A 1,194-nucleotide genomic window follows, 5' to 3' on the forward strand; every position below is an offset into this window, starting at 1 on the left:
GGGCAAGGCCGAAAGTCTCGCGCGTCTGCTCACACGCCGTTTCGGCCCCTTGCCCGTCTGGGCCACGCAGCGCATCGACGCGGCGCCGGCCGCGCAACTGGACGCCTGGCTGGATGGGATCTTCGATGCCACGAGCCTGGAAGATCTGATTGGCGATGAGGCGGCCTGAGCGCCACCGCGTTATGTCGCTTGGCCAGACCCGGAATGGCTATGCGGGTGCGCCGCCAGGGCGTGCGTTACATGTGAGCCCCCTTTCCACATGACCCCTTTCCATGATGCAGATGTCTCTGCGATAGGAAACGAAATCATGCAAATTGCCATCAACCTACCAAAGGATTTCGTCGAAATGCAGACGACGAGTGTCATCGAACGCGAAATGCGCTTGAGTTACGCCCTTGCGCTGTTCAAGGCCGGACGGGTGACGATATCGAAAGCCGCCGAACTGGCCGGCTTGACGTTGTATGACTTCATCAGATCATGCAAGGATAACCAGATACCAGTCATCGACATGACCAGGGAAGAATTAATCGAGGAGCTTGAATCCATGAGGACCGCATGATCCTGGTCGCCGACTGCTCGGCGCTGATCGCCCTGGCATCCTGCAATGGTCTGCACTGGCTGGAGGCGCTCTTTGGCACGGTCATCGTCCCGGAGGCGGTTTATCGCGAGGCGATCGTGAGTGACAAGCCGCAAGCGCAACAGTTAAGAGAATTCCTCGAGGACAAAGTCAGAAAGATCGACCCCGACAGCGCCGTGTTGCTGGATGGATTTTCTGACCTCGGTGAAACCGAGGCCATGGTGCTATACAAGCAATGTTCAGCTGACAAGTTGTTGATCGACGATAAGCGCGGTCGCCGAGTCGCCAAGATCAACCATATCAGCACGATTGGCTCTCTTGGCGTCCTCTTGGCAGCTAAACAGTCTGGCCTGATCGACCAGATTTCTCCGTCGCTGACCAAGCTTGCCGCTTCCGATATTTTCATATCAGCCGATCTCATCGCGACAGTCATGAATCTAGCGGGTGAGGAATAGCCGCTAAGGCGCGAAGAACAAGGCGAAGACCCAGATGATCCTCTTGGCGTCTTTGCGTCTTTGCGTCTTTGCGTCTTTGCGTCTTTGCGTCTTTGCGCGAGCAATCCAAAACCAGAACTTTCCGTGATCTTCCGTGTTCTTCCGTGGCAACAAGAATGAACA

At 56.0% G+C, this 1,194-nt stretch carries 3 protein-coding genes; all 3 read left to right on the top strand.

All coding sequences use genetic code 11. From position 1 onward, the window contains the following. A partial coding sequence (locus ABC977_RS18140) for a DUF4351 domain-containing protein (protein ID WP_369668678.1) occupies nucleotides 1-169 on the top strand: 169 nt, incomplete at its 5' end. Nucleotides 170-307: 138 nt separating this feature from the next. After that, complete coding sequence (locus ABC977_RS18145) at nucleotides 308-559, top strand: UPF0175 family protein (protein ID WP_369668676.1); 252 nt, start codon at nucleotides 308-310, stop codon at nucleotides 557-559. Then, on the top strand, nucleotides 556-1,032 hold the full coding sequence (locus ABC977_RS18150) for a PIN domain-containing protein (RefSeq protein ID WP_369668677.1): 477 nt from the start codon (nucleotides 556-558) through the stop codon (nucleotides 1,030-1,032). Before ABC977_RS18145 ends, ABC977_RS18150 begins: the two co-directional genes overlap by 4 nt. Nucleotides 1,033-1,194 lie beyond the last annotated feature (162 nt).

The sequence above is a fragment of the Thioalkalicoccus limnaeus genome (genome assembly GCF_041197575.1).
Lineage (GTDB): Bacteria > Pseudomonadota > Gammaproteobacteria > Chromatiales > Chromatiaceae > Thioalkalicoccus > Thioalkalicoccus limnaeus.

Excerpts from the sequence above, each read along its gene's own strand:
- ABC977_RS18145 (WP_369668676.1), top strand. The coding sequence starts at position 308 with ATGCAAATTGCCATCAACCTACCAAAGGATTTCGTCGAAATGCAGACG.
- ABC977_RS18150 (WP_369668677.1), top strand. The coding sequence starts at position 556 with ATGATCCTGGTCGCCGACTGCTCGGCGCTGATCGCCCTGGCATCCTGC.